Genomic DNA, 14,830 nt, shown 5'->3' with positions numbered 1-14,830 from the left:
GGCCGCGCGTGTTGTAGTTGCTGGCCATGCTCATGCAGTAAGCGCCCGCTGACAGTACCGCCAAATGCTCGCCCGCTGCCACCTGCAGAACGCGGTCACGGCCAATCCAGTCACCGCTTTCACAGACCGGACCCACCACGTCGTACGTGGCCTCCGCAGCCTGCCTGGCTTTCAGGTCGACTGGCACGATGGCATGGAACGCCTGATACAGCGACGGGCGTGGCAAGTCGTTCATGGCGGCATCAATGATGCAAAAACTCTTTTGCTCGCCCGGCTTGAGATAGAGCACCTCGGTCAGGCAGACGCCGGCATTGCCGACCAGCGAGCGGCCGGGCTCGATCATCAGCTTTTTGCCGCCGTAGCCGCGCGCATCCAGTTTGGCGAGAAGTTGCCGCCACAGATCGTCGGCTGCGGGCGGCGTGTCGTCGTTGTAATTGATGCCCAGCCCGCCACCAAAATCAATGTGCGCGAGCGGGATGCCTGCCGCTTCAATGGCAGCCACCAGATCCAGCACCCGGTCCATGGCATCCAGGTAGGGCGTGGACTCGGTGATTTGCGAGCCGATATGGCAGTCGATGCCGACGACCTGCAGACCCTGGAGCGACGCGGCGTGCTGGTAGAGGCGCAGGGCGTCTTCGTGGGCGACACCGAACTTGTTGCCCTTCAGGCCCGTGGAAATATAGGGATGGGTCTTGGGGTCGACGTTCGGATTGACGCGGATGCTGACTGGTGCGCGCAAGTTCATCGCGCTGGCCACGCCGGAGAGTACGTCCAGCTCCGCTTCGCTTTCGACATTGAAACAGCCAATCCCGGCGGTGAGCGCCTGGCGCATCTCGGCTCGCGTCTTGCCGACGCCGGAGAAAATTATTTTCCGGGCATCGCCGCCAGCCGCCAGCACGCGCGCCAGTTCGCCGCCAGAAACGATGTCAAAGCCGCAACCGGCCTGGGCAAATACCTGCAGCACGCCGAGCGAGGAGTTGGCCTTCATGGCGTAGCAGATCTGCGCATCGCGACCCGCAAATCCGCGCTGGTAAGCCGCCAGGGCCGACAGCATGGCCGCTTTGGAATACACAAAAAGCGGTGTGCCATGCGTCTGGGCGAGCGCAGAGAGCGCCACATCTTCAACGTGAAGCGCGTCATCACGATAGGCTACAAAAGGATGACCGGGAAGTTCGGCTGATGCCACGGGGTTCACAGGAGGGTTCATGGAGGTGCAGAGGCAGGGGAGGCCGGTGTTGGGGCCGGATTTGCAGGGGTGGTAACAGGCGTAGCCGTAGCCGTAGCCGCAGCCGGAACGACAGGCGGCACCGGCAGAAAAAGGGGGCCTTTCTGTCCGCATCCAGCCAGCGTTGCCGCACCTGCCACCAGCACAACAAGGCCATGCCGCCGGGTCAGCGCGTGAAGGCGGCCTAAAATTTGGATTGAAAAAACCATAACAGGATTGTAATGACGGACCTTGAATACCAGGACTTGGCTGAGCGCGCGCTCAAGGCCATAGAGAGCGCGTGCGACCGGATCAACGATGAGACCGATGCGGATGTCGACAACCAGCGCACGGGTGGCATGATCACGCTGACATTTTCAAACCGCAGCCAGATCATCATCAATCTGCAAAAACCGCTGCAGGAAATCTGGATGGCCGCCAAAGCGGGCGGATTTCACTACAAATTCAACAACGCCCAGTGGCAAGATACCAAGGACGCCAGCGAGTTTTTTGCCAATTTGTCGCGTTACGCCAGCGAACAGGCTGGTCAGACGCTGGTGTTCAAGGCGACAGACTGAGGTCCCGCACGGCTCAGTTCTTGAACAGATCAAGTATCCGTTTCTTTTCATCAGAAGGCGGCAGTACATCGATGGCGCCACCTGATTTGGCTGGCTGACTTGGGCTGGCCGCCGCTGCATCTTGTGAACCCACACTGCTGACACCCGTCGCCTTGGCGTATTCGTTGTAATACCACTCACCATTGACGTTCACCACGCCTTCGGGGGCTGGGTACTCGGTGACGGGCACGTCCTTGAGCGCGTAGTCCATGAAGTTGATCCAGATCGGAAGACTCAAGCCGCCACCTGTCTCGCGGTCTCCGAGCTTCTTGGGGGTGTCGTAGCCCATCCAGACCGCTGCCGCGAGCGTGGGCTGAAATCCCACAAACCAGGTGTCTATCGAGTCGTTGGTCGTGCCGGTTTTGCCAAAAATATCAGGACGCTTGAGCATCGCTTGCGCCTTCGCGGCCGTGCCTGAGCGTGCAACCTCCTGCAGCAGGCTGTCCATGATGAAGGCGTTGCGCGCATCAATCGTTCTGGCCGACTCGTCCAGCGCGGGCGCCTGGGTCTCCAGTAAAACATGGCCACGGTGATCGGTGATTTTGGTGATCAGGCGAGGGTTGACGCGGTAGCCGCCGTTGGCAAACACCGAATACCCGGTCACCATCTGCATCGGCGTGACCGAACCGGCGCCCAGCGCCATGGTCAGGTAGGCCGGGTGCTTGTCTGCGTCGAAGCCAAAACGCGTGATCCAGTTTTGTGCGTAGGGTGCGCCAATGGCCTGGAGGATGCGGATGGAAACCATGTTTTTTGATTTTTTCAGGCCGGTTCGCAAGCTCATGGGCCCTGCGAATTCGCCGTCATAGTTCTTCGGCTCCCAGGGTTGGCCGCCCGTCACGCCGGCGTCGAAAAACAGCGGCGCGTCATTCACCACCGTGGCCGGGGTAAAACCCTTTTCCAGCGCTGCCGAGTAGATGAAAGGCTTGAAGCTGGAGCCCGGCTGACGCCAGGCCTGGGTGACGTGGTTGAATTTGTTTTTCTGAAAATCAAAGCCGCCGACCAGCGCACGGATGGCACCGTCGCGTGGGTCCAAGGCCACAAAGGCCCCCTCAACTTCAGGCAGTTGGGTAATTTCCCAGGTGTTCTTCGGTGTTTTGGCTACCCGTATCAGGGCGCCGCGGCGAATTTTGATGTTGGGGCCGGCTTTGGCCGCCAGCCCGGACTGTGCGGGTTTGAGGCCGTCACCCGTGATTTCAATGGCTTCGCTGTTTCGGCGCATGGCAAGAATCTGCTTCGGGTTTGCCTCCAGCACCACGGCAGACATCACGTCGCCGTTGTCGGGGTTGTCGGCCAGCGCGTCGTCAATCGCATCTTCCATTTCCTGCGGATTGCTGGGCAGATCGATGAATTTTTCAGGCCCCCGATAAATTTGCCGGCGCTCGTAGTCCATGATGCCTTTGCGCAAGGCCTTGTAGGCCACCGTCTGGTCGGTGGCGCGCAAGGTCGTCGTGACATTGAGTCCGCGCGTATAGGTTTCGTCGCCATACTGGTTGTAGACCAGTTGGCGCACGGTTTCCGCCACGTATTCGGCATGCACACGTCCTGCGTCCGTACCGCTGCGTATCTTGAGTTCCTCCTCTTTGGCGGCCAGTGCCTGCGCGTGTGTGATGAACCCGTTTTCTTCCATGCGGTCAATGACGTACAACTGGCGGGCTTTGGCGCGTTTCGGGTTAACGATGGGGTTGTAAGCGGAAGGCGCTTTCGGCAACCCGGCCAGCATGGCTGCTTCGGCGATTGAAATGTCCTTGAGCGGCTTGCCGAAGTAGCCCTCCGATGCGGCCGCAAAGCCGTAAGCCCGGTTCCCCAGAAAAATCTGGTTCATGTAGATCTCCAGAATCTGGTTCTTGGTCAGCAAGTGTTCCAGCTTGAAGGTCAGCAGGATTTCATAAATTTTTCGGGTGTAGCTTTTTTCGGCGGAAAGATAGACGTTGCGGGCGACCTGCATGGTGATGGTGGAGGCGCCCTGGCTTTTGGCGCGGCCCACATTGGCCAGGCCGGCACGTATGACACCGATGTAGTCAACGCCCCCATGCGAGAAGAAACGGGCGTCCTCAATCGCCAGCACCGCGTCTTTCATGACCTTGGGAATATCCTGGATCGGGGTGAGTCTGCGGCGCTCTTCGCCGAACTCGCCAATCATCACGCCGTCTTCCGAGAAAACGCGCAGCGGAAGTTTGGGCCGATAGTCTGACAAGTCCGATATATCCGGAAGATTGGGGTAGGCGACTGACAGCGCCACGGTCAGAAAAAGAACCCCGGCGACCACGCCCGCAAGCGTGAGTCCCATGCCCCACAAAAAGATTCTGGCAAGCCAACGCTGCCACGAAAGCGGCTTTGCATGGCTGGGGCTTGAGTCGGACGGCTTGGATGCAGAAGGCTTGTAGGACATGGAGCCTATCTTAAAGGCCTGCCAGCGTTGCAGAAAATCGGTGCATCCGGACGTATCAGGTCGCGCCGGAAAGAGCATATTTTTACACTTGTTGGCCCGGGTTTACACTAATTTAGGGGTGTCAGACGGATTTGTATCGTCTTATTTTGACAACATTCAGGGTGCTGGAAGCTGGAAAAAGCCATACAACACAATAAGCTTGCTGCTACCATTCAAGCGATTTCTTAAGTATGCAGGGCTACAAATTAGCCATCTTTTGGGGGCCGCCTTGATCTCTTTGGGATCGTTATTCAACCGTCAACAGCCAGCCTTGCTGGGGATTGACATCAGTTCGTCCAGCGTCAAGCTGGTGGAGTTGAGCCGTGACAAGGCTGGCAATCTGGTGCTTGACCGGTGCGCGATTGAGCCGCTTGCGCATGGCTGGATCACGGATGGCAATGTCGAGAAATTCGATGAAGTTGCCGAGGCCGTGCGCCGCCTGGTTAAAAAGAGCGGAACGCGCACGCGAAACGTCGCCATGGCGCTGCCCGCCTCGGCAGTTATTACCAAAAAAATCATCTTGCCCGGTGGCATGAGTGATGCCGAGCTGGAAATTCAGGTTGAGTCGGAGGCGAATCAATACATTCCCTTCTCACTCGACGAAGTCAGCCTGGATTTTTGTGTGCTCGGGCCTAGTGCCACATCGAATGGCGACGTGGAAGTGCTGATCGCCGCTTCACGCAAGGAAAAAGTGCAGGACAGGCAAGATCTTGCGGAAGCGGCGGGGCTCAAGCCCATCGTGGTCGATGTCGAGTCTTACGCTTCGCGGCTGGCAACTTCAAGGTTGATCGAGCATCTGCCCAACAAGGGCCTCGATACCCTGGTGGCCCTGTTTGAGGTTGGCGCCCTGACCACCAGCATGCAGGTACTCCGCAATGATGAAGTCTTGTATGAGCGAGATCAGGCCTTTGGCGGCGCGCAATTGACGCAACTGATCGTTCGTCAGTATGGCTTTTCGCCCGAGGAGGCCGAGAACAAAAAGCGCAGCGGCGATTTGCCGGATGACTACGGTTCAGCCGTGCTCAAGCCTTTTGTCGACAGCCTGACGCAGGAGATTGGCAGGGCACTCCAGTTTTTCTTCACCAGTACACCGCATAACAAGGTGGACTATGTGATGCTGGCGGGCGGTTCATCCGCACTGTCCGGTCTGACGGACTCCGTTACCCTGCAAACGTCGTTTACATGTCTGCTTGCCGATCCGTTCGAGAGCATGGAGATAGGCGAAAAAGTGAGGGAAAGCAAAATGCGGCGTGAAGCATCTTCTTATTTGACCTCTTGCGGCTTGGCGTTGCGGAGGTTCATGCAGTGATTTTAATTAATCTGCTCCCGCACCGGGAGGCTGCGCGCAAACACCGGCGCGAGGTGTTTTTTGCGACGCTGGGCATGGCCGTACTGGTTGGCGGACTGATTTCCGGCGCTGTGTATTCCTGGTATGCGGCTCAGATTGAAAATCAGCAGGCCAGGAACGCCTTTCTAAAAACAGAGATTACCAACCTGGAAACGCAAATCAAGGACATCGCGACCTTGCAGGCAGAAATTGCCGCGCTCAAGGCACGGCAAATGGCGGTGGAAGATTTGCAGGGCAACAGGAATATGCCGGTGTACCTGCTGAGCGAGTTGGTCAAGCAACTGCCCGACGGCGTGTACATCAACAGCATGAAGCAGGACGATCAGGCCGTGCTGATCACTGGCGTGGCCCAGTCCAATGAGCGGGTCTCCGAACTTTTGCGTAATTTGGCCAACAACAGCCCTTGGCTCACCAAGCCCGAATTGGTCGAAATCACTGCCGGCACAGTAGCCGTCAGTCAGCGTGACCAGCGAAGGGTGTCGAATTTTTCCATGCGGGTGACGCTGAAGCGGGCCAGTGACCGGAAACCTGCGAGTCCTGCGGCATTGAGTTCCATGGCAGCGCCTGCCGCAACCATGGCCCGCGTTGACGCGCTCACCCCGGCGCCGACCAGCGTGGCCCCGGTTTGAACAAGACGGATCATGGCAAATATTCCAAAACCCTCTATTGGCTTCGCCGATATCAAGAGCAAGCTGCAGGCCCAGTTCAGCGGCCTGGATCCGAATGATCCTCCTTCATGGCCCGCGTTGCCGCGCTATCTTCTGTGCCTTGCCGTCACGGCCTTTGTTGTCGTGGCCCTTTGGTTTTCCTGGCTGAACACTTCTGATGCAGAGTTGACCGCAGCAAAAGCAGATGAGGTTCAACTTAAGGAAGATTACAAGAAAAAGCTGAAGCAGGCGGTGAACCTGGAGGCGCTGAAGAGGCAGCGCGAGCAGGTCCAGCAGTACGTTGTTCAGCTGGAAAAGCAACTGCCCAGCAAGGCTGAAATGGACGCATTACTTTCGGATATCAACCAGGCCGGCCTCGGTCGCAGCCTGCAGTTTGAGTTGTTTCGGCCGGGGCAGGTCAGCGTGAAGGATTACTACGCGGAGCTGCCCATCGCCGTTCGGGTGACGGGGCGCTACCACGACATGGGTGCTTTTGCGGCCGATATTGCCAATCTTTCCCGGATCGTCACGCTTAACAACATGCGTATTGATGCGGGCAAGGACGGTAATCTGGTCATGGATACCACCGCCAAGACCTTTCGCTACCTGGACGAGGAAGAGATTGCCTTGCAGCGCAAGAGCGCGCCCGCCAAAGGAGCAAAAAAATGAGGCCCACACCTTACCGCCTGGTGGCCGGTCTCGCTCTGGTCCTGTTTTCAATGGCCGGCTGCGGCGTATCGGGACAGGAGGAGCTGCAGCAGTGGATGACGGAACAGCGGAACTCGACGCGTCCCAAGGTGGAGCCCTTGCAGGAACCCGGCAAATTTTCGCCCCAAGCCTATGGTCAGGACAGCCAGATAGAGCCGTTCAGCAAACAAAAACTGGTTCAAGCCCTAAAGCGCGACGCCAACCAGTTGACCTCCAACGAGGGCTTGATAGCGCCGGAGCTCAACCGACGCAAAGAACCGCTGGAGTCGTCCCCTCTGGATGCTGTTGCCATGGTTGGCAGTCTGACCAAAGCCGGCCAGCCAATAGCACTGGTTCGGGTAGATAACCTGGTTTATCAGGTTCGTGCCGGAAATTATCTTGGCCAAAACTATGGGCGGGTCACCAAGGTGACCGAAACCAGCATTGCCTTGCGTGAAATCGTCCAGGACGCCGCAGGCGAATGGATAGAGCGCACGGCCACATTACAGCTTACAGAGGGATCAAAATGAACCAGCAAACAGAAACCACCAAGTTGGAGGCGGCGCACGGCGGCTTCCTTCGGTTGATTGGAAAGCTGTTGCGCGGCACGTCGCTTGGCTTTGCCATCCTTGTCGGCTCCATTCCCCTGGTTGCGCAGGCACAAAACGCCATCCAGTCGGTTTCCGGCTCGGTTCAGGGCGGCTCCGAAGTGATCCGCATCGATCTGGCAGAGGCGTTGCCGGCGCTCCCCGCCGGGTTTAGCATACAAACGCCAGCGCGCATCGCGCTCGACTTTCCGGGGGTCAGCAACGCCATGGGGCGGTCGGCCGTTGATCTCAATCTCGGCAACCTTCGTTCGGTGAACGTGGTCCAGTCCGGCGATCGAACCCGGGTGGTACTCAACCTGAAGTCGGCCGCGACCTATAAGGCCGAGATTCAGGGGAAGTCCTTGTTGATCATCCTGGACTTGCCCGCCCTGGCGGCCCCGTCCGTTGCCGCGGCGCCGGTATTTGCGGAGAGCCGCAACCGCGACACGCTGCCGCTCAAGGATATCGACTTTCGCCGCGGCACTGACAGTTCGGGTCGTATCGTGGTTGGGCTCGCCAATAACCAGGTTGGCGTCGATATCCGCCAGCAAGGCCAGACGCTGGTGGTCGAGTTTCTGAAAACCGCGTTGCCTGAAGGGCTGCGCCGCCGCCTGGATGTGTCGGATTTTGGCACCCCGGTTCAAACCGTTACCACCTTTCAAACCGGCGACAAGGTACGCATGGTGATTGAGCCCAGAGGTCAGTGGGAACACAGCGCCTACCAGAGCGATAACCAGTTGGTACTTGAAGTGCGTGCGCAGAAGAACGACGAGAGCAAATTGACGAAAGGCTCGGGCTTCAATGGTGAGAAGCTGTCGCTGAACTTTCAGAACATTGAAATTCGCTCGCTTTTGCAGGTCATCGCTGATTTCACCAACTTTAACGTGGTGACCTCGGACACGGTCACAGGCGCAGTAACTTTGCGCTTGAAAGACGTGCCCTGGGACCAGGCGCTGGATATTATTTTGCAGGCCAAAGGCTTGGGTATGCGCAAAGCGGGCAACGTCCTGCTGATCGCACCCAAGGACGAACTCGCAGCCAAAGACAAGCAAGACCTGGAATCGCGAAATGCCTTGCAGGGCCTCGAAGCCGTTCGCACGCAATCTTTCCAGGTCAATTACGCAAAAGCCGCCGATATCGGGGTGCAACTGACTGCGGCCGGCAGCGGTCCTGCCAGCGCCCGTATTTTGTCCAGCCGCGGCAGCGTGATTTCCGAGCCGCGGACCAACCAGCTGTTTGTCACGGATATTCCTTCCAAGCTGGAGCAGGTGCAGCAGCTGATTGCCAAACTTGACATCGCCGTTCGGCAGGTGCTGATAGAAGCCCGCATCGTGGAAGCCACGGACACCTTCGGAAAATCTTTGGGCGTCAGGCTAGGCGGCAGACCCTTCAGTGTGAACGGAAACCGCAATTCCATGTTTGGAAGCAGCTATATCGCCCCAGATATCACGGCTGATAATCCAGCTGTCCGGGGCAGTAATTTTGGCACCAGCGCCGGAGATTTTGTAAATTTGCCAGGCGTAGGTCAAAACGGCTACGGGGCTGCCACTTTTGCCGTGTCGCTCTTCAGTTCTTCGGTAACCCGGCTGTTGAACCTTGAAATTTCAGCTGCGGAAGCGGACGGTAAAGGAAAAATCGTCTCCAGCCCCCGCATCGTGACGGCCGATCAGGTCAAGGCTTTGATTGAGCAGGGCACGGAACTCCCTTACCAGCAAGCCACCTCAAGCGGTGCCACTTCGATTGCTTTCCGTAAAGCTAACCTGAAGCTGGAGGTGACGCCGCAGATTACGCCTGAGGGAAATATCATCCTTAACGTGGATGTCAACAAGGACAGCGTTGGCCGCTCTACGGCCAATGGTTTTGCCATCGACACCAAACACATCCAGACCCAGGTATTGGTCGAAAATGGTGGAACGGTTGTGATTGGTGGCATCTTTGAGCAGAATGACAGGGAGGACGTGACCAAGGTGCCACTGCTGGGTGACTTGCCTGGCATCGGCAATTTGTTCAAAACCAAGACCCGGACGGCCACGAAGTCTGAATTGCTGGTTTTCATTACGCCCAGAGTGCTTACGAGCGGAGCGGCACTTCGCTAAGCAAAGTTTGGCGGGACTGCATGCCGATCGCGCATGCAGGCGCTAGACTCAGGGTTAAGTCTTCCGCCGCCATTCGTTCCGCCACGCCGTTCTCGGTGGTGTTGTTTTGCTTCGCTGATGACCGAAGTCCACCTAGACCCTAACTTCAAGTGAATTCGAACCCGTTGAAAATCGCGTGCGTGGGGTTGCCGGGATCCGGTAAATCCACCGTAGGTCGGCAACTCGCCCGGCGCCTGCAGCTGCCTTTCGTGGACTCCGATCACGCGATCGAAGAGCGGCTGGGCTGTTCCATCCGCCAGTACTTCGAGCGTGAGGGGGAGGAGCGTTTTCGCGACGTCGAGGAGTCGGTGCTGGATGCGTTGACGCGTCAGCCTGGCGGCGTGCTGTCTACCGGTGGTGGCGCCGTGTTGCGCCAGGCCAACCGTGAGCATCTGCATGCGCGGGAGCAGGTGATTTACCTGCATTCCTCCCCGGAAGAGGTGTTTCGCCGCTTGCGCCACGACCAGAGCCGGCCGCTGCTGCAGGTGGCGGATCCACTGGCCCGCTTGCGTGATCTTTACCAGGCACGTGACCCGCTGTACCGGGAGACCGCGCACTTTGTAATTGAAACCGGCCGCCCTTCGGTGGCGACCCTGGTCAACATGATCATCATGCAATTGGAGCTGGCAGGCGTGATTCCTGCTCCGCCGTAGCCGGTGCCTGGTGCGCGAGTGCCTCTACACTTGCCTGATGCCCGTAAATTCTTCTTCTTCCACCACGGCGCAGGTCCAGATTAATCTGGCCGAGCGCAGCTATTCCATCCTGATTGGCAGCCAGTTGCTGGGCCAGTCGCTCACGTACCAGCAGCTTCCGAAGGCGGCCACTGCGCTGGTGGTGTCCAATACCAAGGTGGCCCCGCTGTATGCGGCGCAGCTGACGCAAGCGCTGGAGGCACATTACGCCAAGGTGCTGCTGCTGACCTTGCCCGACGGCGAGGCCTACAAGGATTGGCAGACCCTTCAGCTGATTTTTGATGCGCTGCTGCAAAACGGCTGTGACCGCAAGACCGTGCTGTTTGCGCTGGGCGGTGGGGTGGTGGGCGACATGACCGGTTTTGCCGCCGCCAGCTACATGCGCGGCGTGCCGTTTGTGCAGGTGCCCACCACGCTGCTGGCGCAGGTGGATTCGTCCGTGGGCGGAAAAACCGCCATCAACCACCCGCTGGGCAAAAACATGATTGGGGCGTTCTATCAGCCCCTGCTGGTCATCTGCGACTTGGACGTGCTGGTTACGCTGCCAGCCCGTGAACTGCGTGCCGGGCTGGCCGAGGTCATCAAGTACGGGCCGATTGCCGACATGGCATTTCTTGACTGGATTGAAAGCAATCTTGATGCGCTGCTGGCCAAAGACTCTGCTGCGCTGGCGCATGCCATTCAGCGCAGTTGCGAGATCAAGGCCGCAGTGGTGGGCCAGGACGAGCGCGAGTCGGGTTTGCGGGCGATCCTGAATTTTGGCCACACCTTTGGCCACGCGATCGAGTCCGGGCTGGGCTATGGCGCTTGGCTGCACGGCGAGGGCGTTGGGTGCGGCATGGTGATGGCGGCGCATTTGTCGCAGCGTCTGGGCCTGGTCGACTTGTCGTTTGTGACGCGGCTGACGCGGCTGATTGAGCGGGCCGGGCTCCCGGTCAAGGGTCCGGTGCTGTCCGCCACCGACAACGCGGGCCGCTACCTCGACCTCATGCGCATTGATAAAAAATCCGAGGCTGGCGAAATTCGCTTTGTAGTGATTGATGGGCCGGGCCGGGCGGCGGTGCGCGCTGCGCCTGATGCGCTGGTGCGCGAAGTCATTGATGCCTGCTGCGCCTGAGCCGTAGACAGATTGAGTAGACTATGAATTTAATAGCTTCTACTCACCGTATTCATTGGGCTAGAGCCACATTTAATGCATAAATCATGACCTTGGCCGTTTATGCCTGCGACCCGGCCCGGTCGCGCGGCCGCCGCATCCCCGAACCGGTCGCGCCGACGCGCTCCGAGTTTCAGCGCGACCGTGACCGGATTGTGCATTCGACGGCGTTTCGCCGCCTGGTGTACAAGACCCAGGTGTTTTTGAACCATGAAGGGGACCTGTTCCGTACCCGGCTGACGCATTCGCTGGAGGTAGCGCAGCTGGGGCGTTCCATTGCCCGGACCTTGCAACTCAATGAAGACCTGGTCGAGGCCATCGCACTGGCGCACGACTTGGGCCACACGCCGTTTGGGCATGCCGGCCAGGACGCACTGAACGGTTGCCTTCAAACCCACCACCCGGACAGCGCCGGTTTTGAGCACAACCTGCAAAGCCTGCGCGTTGTCGACGCGCTGGAAGAGCGCTACCCGGCCTACAACGGCCTGAACCTGACGTTCGAGACGCGCGAAGGCATCCTCAAGCACTGCTCACGCCGAAATGCCCGGCACATTGAGGCGCGTGAACCCGGCGGCGTGGCGAGTCGCTTTCTCTCTGCGACGCCTGAGGGCAGCGGCGGTCAGCAGCCCAGCCTGGAAGCCCAACTGGCCAACCTCGCCGACGAAATTGCTTATAACGCCCACGATATTGACGATGGTGTCCGGTCAGGTCTGCTTGATATGGCGCAACTCGAGGGCGTGGCGCTGTTCAGCCAATACCGCCGCGAAACAATCGTGGCCTACCCGGCGCTACAGGGCCGGCGGCTGCTGTTTGAAACCATACGGCGCATGCTCAGTGCGCAGGTGTATGACGTGATAGCGGCCACGCAACAGGCCTTGCACGATGCAACACCGCCGGATGTTCAGGCTGTGCGGCAGCATTCGCCGCTGGTCTGTTTTTCTGCGGAGATGGCCTTGCAGTCCGCAGCGCTCAAACGCTTCCTGCTACAAAATCTATACCGTCACCCGCAAGTCGTCCAAACCACGCAAGCGGCCCGGCAGGTCGTGCGCGATCTGTTCGAGGCCTATATGAGTGACCCGGCCCAAATGCCTCAGGCCCATATTGACCGTTTTGACGGAATAGATACGCCGCACGCCGCTGGCGCCAAGCCTGAACGCGTGGTGGCTGACTACATCGCGGGCATGACCGACCGCTTTGCCGCGAAGGAGCATGAACGCTTGAAGGGCCGCGTGGTGTTTCCGGTCTGAAGGCCCTTGGCAGGGGTGATCCGCTTTCTGTCCGTACGCAGAGGTTTATTGATGAAATATGCCTATAGCTCAATAAAGTAGAGGGGATATTGCTATTAATTAAATAGCATTTTTCTGACCATCTACAACGGTGAGGGGATTGCAATTACCATCATCCAAACTTCAGGCACCGCACCCCATGGCCCGTCTTCCCCGCCTCACGCTTCCCGGTTATCCCCACCATGTCATCCAGCGCGGCAATAACCGGCAGTCCATTTTTCTGTCTGCCGCCGACTACCCGGTCATGCTGGGCCTGCTTGAAGAAAGCGCCCTGAAATTTGGCGTGGCCATGCATGCCTACGTGCTGATGGCCAATCACTTTCATTTGCTGGCCACCCCCACCAGCGATGGCGGTCTGCCGCAGATGATGCAAGCCGTCGGCCGCGGGTATGTGCGCTATTTCAATGACCGCCATGGCCGCTCTGGCACCTTGTGGGAAGGCCGTTATCGCTCTACCGTGCTGCAAGCAGATCGCTACCTGATGGCCTGCATGGCCTATATCGACCTCAACCCCGTGCGCGCCGGACTGGTGAAAGACGCACGCGACTACCCCTGGTCCAGCCATGGCCATTATGTGGGCATGCGCACCGACAAGTTGCTGACCCCGCATCCCCTGTTCTGGCAACTCGGCAATACCCCTTTCGCGCGCGAAGCGGCCTACGCCGAATTGGTGCGTGCCGGCATCACCCCCGCGCAGCAGGACGCGCTGACCCGCTCAAGCCTGGGGGGCTGGGCCCTGGGGAGCGATGAATTTGTGGCGGATCTGCAAAAAAGCACGGCGCGCCGGGTTAGCAAAGCGCAGCCCGGACGCCCCTTCAGCAAGCCTAAGATTTCGTTGTAATTGGTCGTGGCGCTCTTTTTGTATGAATTGAATGCTATTGTTTTTAATGTGTCCCTATTTAATTTTGAGTAATTTTTGTGAATAATTAACTTTACTCTGACCCCAATTAAAGTGCTTGGCATTATTGTTGCACTGCACTATGCTTGCCATCCCTGCGAAAAACTTATGACGAGGAATTGCCATGACCACGGCTGCTGAAATCAAGCATTTTGAACAACACGGTTTGTATGCCGGTGCCAATGAACATGACGCCTGCGGTGTCGGCTTTGTGGCGCACATCAAGGGCCACAAAAGCCACGCCATCGTTCAGCAAGGCCTGAAGATTCTTGAAAACCTCGATCACCGGGGTGCGGTGGGTGCCGACAAGCTGATGGGTGACGGCGCCGGTATTTTGATTCAGCTGCCCGATGCGCTGTACCGCGAAGAAATGGCCAAGCAGGGCGTCAGTCTGCCGCCACCCGGCGAATACGGCGTGGGCATGGTGTTTTTGCCCAAAGAGCATGCCTCGCGTCTGGCTTGCGAGCAGGTCCTTGAACGCGCCGTGAAGGCCGAAGGTCAGGTCTTGCTGGGCTGGCGCGATGTGCCCGTGAACCGCGACATGCCGATGTCGCCCACCGTGCGCGAAAAAGAACCCATCCTGCGCCAGATTTTCATTGGCCGCGGCAATGACGTGATCGTGCAGGACGCGCTGGAGCGCAAGCTCTACGTGATCCGCAAGACCGCCAGCGCCAACATCCAGGCGCTCAAGCTGACGCACAGCAAAGAGTATTACGTGCCCAGCATGTCCAGCCGCACCGTGGTCTACAAAGGCCTGCTGCTGGCCGACCAGGTTGGCACCTACTACCTGGACCTGACCGACACCCGTTGCGTATCCGCCCTGGGCCTGGTGCACCAGCGCTTTTCGACCAACACCTTCCCCGAGTGGCCGCTGGCCCACCCGTACCGCTATGTGGCGCACAACGGCGAGATCAACACCGTCAAGGGCAACTACAACTGGATGAAGGCGCGCGAAGGCGTGATGTCCTCGCCCGTGCTGGGCGCCGACCTGCAAAAGCTCTACCCGATCAGCTTTGCCGATCAGTCCGACACCGCCACCTTTGACAATTGCCTGGAACTGCTGACCATGGCGGGCTACCCCATCAGCCAAGCCGTGATGATGATGATTCCCGAGCCCTGGGAGCAGCACACCACCATGGATGAGC

13 protein-coding genes and 1 pseudogene are annotated in these 14,830 nt (G+C 58.7%); 11 read left to right on the top strand and 3 right to left on the bottom strand.

All coding sequences use genetic code 11. From position 1 onward, the window contains the following. A partial coding sequence (lysA, locus tag IV091_RS13905; RefSeq protein ID WP_293469723.1) for a diaminopimelate decarboxylase occupies positions 1-1,207 on the bottom strand: 1,207 nt, incomplete at its 3' end. Further along, positions 1,204-1,434 (bottom strand): lipoprotein, encoded by a 231-nt coding sequence (locus IV091_RS13900; RefSeq protein ID WP_293469721.1) that lies wholly within the window; start codon positions 1,432-1,434, stop codon positions 1,204-1,206. The genes IV091_RS13900 and lysA, both read right to left, overlap by 4 nt. A gap of 12 nt (positions 1,435-1,446) precedes the next feature. On the opposite strand from IV091_RS13900, the gene cyaY reads away from it, so the two are divergent. Beyond that, on the top strand, positions 1,447-1,782 hold the full coding sequence (gene cyaY, locus IV091_RS13895) for an iron donor protein CyaY (RefSeq protein WP_293469719.1): 336 nt from the start codon (positions 1,447-1,449) through the stop codon (positions 1,780-1,782). Positions 1,783-1,795: 13 nt separating this feature from the next. Here cyaY and IV091_RS13890 read toward each other — a convergent pair whose 3' ends face one another. Then, on the bottom strand, positions 1,796-4,210 hold the full coding sequence (locus tag IV091_RS13890; protein ID WP_293469717.1) for a penicillin-binding protein 1A: 2,415 nt from the start codon (positions 4,208-4,210) through the stop codon (positions 1,796-1,798). A 268-nt stretch (positions 4,211-4,478) separates the two neighbouring features. Here IV091_RS13890 and IV091_RS13885 point away from each other — a divergent pair, with 268 nt between their 5' ends. The 10 genes and pseudogenes from IV091_RS13885 to IV091_RS13840 form a co-directional block, all read left to right on the top strand. Further along, the gene (locus tag IV091_RS13885) at positions 4,479-5,558 is read left to right on the top strand and encodes a pilus assembly protein PilM (RefSeq protein WP_293469725.1); all 1,080 of its coding nucleotides are present in this window, start codon (positions 4,479-4,481) and stop codon (positions 5,556-5,558) included. Continuing rightward, positions 5,555-6,226 carry a PilN domain-containing protein gene (locus IV091_RS13880; protein WP_293469715.1) on the top strand — a complete coding sequence of 224 codons (672 nt, stop codon included), beginning with the start codon at positions 5,555-5,557 and terminating at the stop codon, positions 6,224-6,226. Before IV091_RS13885 ends, IV091_RS13880 begins: the two co-directional genes overlap by 4 nt. Before the next feature lie 12 nt (positions 6,227-6,238). Further along, on the top strand, positions 6,239-6,913 hold the full coding sequence (locus tag IV091_RS13875) for a type 4a pilus biogenesis protein PilO (protein ID WP_293469713.1): 675 nt from the start codon (positions 6,239-6,241) through the stop codon (positions 6,911-6,913). Further along, positions 6,910-7,461, top strand: coding sequence for a pilus assembly protein PilP (locus IV091_RS13870; RefSeq protein WP_293469711.1), 552 nt, complete (start codon positions 6,910-6,912; stop codon positions 7,459-7,461). The genes IV091_RS13875 and IV091_RS13870 overlap by 4 nt, the downstream gene beginning before the upstream one ends. After that, complete coding sequence (locus IV091_RS13865; RefSeq protein WP_293469709.1) at positions 7,458-9,614, top strand: type IV pilus secretin PilQ; 2,157 nt, start codon at positions 7,458-7,460, stop codon at positions 9,612-9,614. The genes IV091_RS13870 and IV091_RS13865 overlap by 4 nt, the downstream gene beginning before the upstream one ends. Before the next feature lie 164 nt (positions 9,615-9,778). Next, positions 9,779-10,306 carry a shikimate kinase gene (locus tag IV091_RS13860; RefSeq protein ID WP_293469707.1) on the top strand — a complete coding sequence of 176 codons (528 nt, stop codon included), beginning with the start codon at positions 9,779-9,781 and terminating at the stop codon, positions 10,304-10,306. 37 nt (positions 10,307-10,343) lie between these two features. Further along, a complete protein-coding gene (gene aroB / locus IV091_RS13855; protein WP_293469705.1) occupies positions 10,344-11,462 on the top strand; it encodes a 3-dehydroquinate synthase in 1,119 nt (372 codons plus the stop codon). 86 nt (positions 11,463-11,548) lie between these two features. Then, positions 11,549-12,748 carry a deoxyguanosinetriphosphate triphosphohydrolase gene (locus IV091_RS13850; RefSeq protein ID WP_293469703.1) on the top strand — a complete coding sequence of 400 codons (1,200 nt, stop codon included), beginning with the start codon at positions 11,549-11,551 and terminating at the stop codon, positions 12,746-12,748. 178 nt (positions 12,749-12,926) lie between these two features. Beyond that, the gene (locus IV091_RS13845; RefSeq protein WP_293469701.1) at positions 12,927-13,628 is read left to right on the top strand and encodes a transposase; all 702 of its coding nucleotides are present in this window, start codon (positions 12,927-12,929) and stop codon (positions 13,626-13,628) included. Between the two features lie 181 nt (positions 13,629-13,809). Then, positions 13,810-14,830: pseudogene (locus IV091_RS13840) on the top strand (glutamate synthase subunit alpha); the annotation flags it as partial.

It is taken from the genome of Polaromonas sp. (assembly GCF_018780625.1).
Classification (GTDB): domain Bacteria; phylum Pseudomonadota; class Gammaproteobacteria; order Burkholderiales; family Burkholderiaceae_C; genus Polaromonas.
Note: the sequence above shows the minus strand (reverse complement) of the source record. Positions and strands in the feature narration are given on the sequence as shown.